This window comes from Streptococcus suis (genome assembly GCF_002960445.1).
GTDB classification, from domain to species: domain Bacteria; phylum Bacillota; class Bacilli; order Lactobacillales; family Streptococcaceae; genus Streptococcus; species Streptococcus hyiners.
In genome coordinates this window covers 1-285 of the sequence record NZ_POJD01000401.1, presented here as the reverse complement: position 1 = coordinate 285, position 285 = coordinate 1, and the positions used below count along the sequence as shown (strand labels likewise).

Annotated in this window: 1 pseudogene; it reads left to right on the top strand. The window is 31.9% G+C overall.

Features of this window, described 5'->3' with window-relative positions:
- Nucleotides 1-93: 93 nt before the first annotated feature.
- A pseudogene (locus tag C1G53_RS13635) lies at nt 94-285 on the top strand (cell division protein FtsK); the annotation flags it as partial.

Here is a 285-nt window from a genome sequence, read left to right as displayed (position 1 = left end):
ATACTTTGTTTGTAGCTGGAGGTTTTTTAGTTATTCCACTTTTATTGTTATTGTTGGGTTATTTATCAGAAAATGACCACGGAGGGACAGATAATGAAGCTAATCAAGCTGAATCATGCAGTACGAGTGAGGTTTAATCCTTATATAATAACCTCTAAAAGATTGTTTTTGAGCAGAGTCGGAATGGATTTATTTTTAGGAATGTTATTGATAAACACTTGGGTTTCTCCATACTCAATCCCTATTAAATCAGTGCTTTCATTGATATTTATTGGAATAATTTGT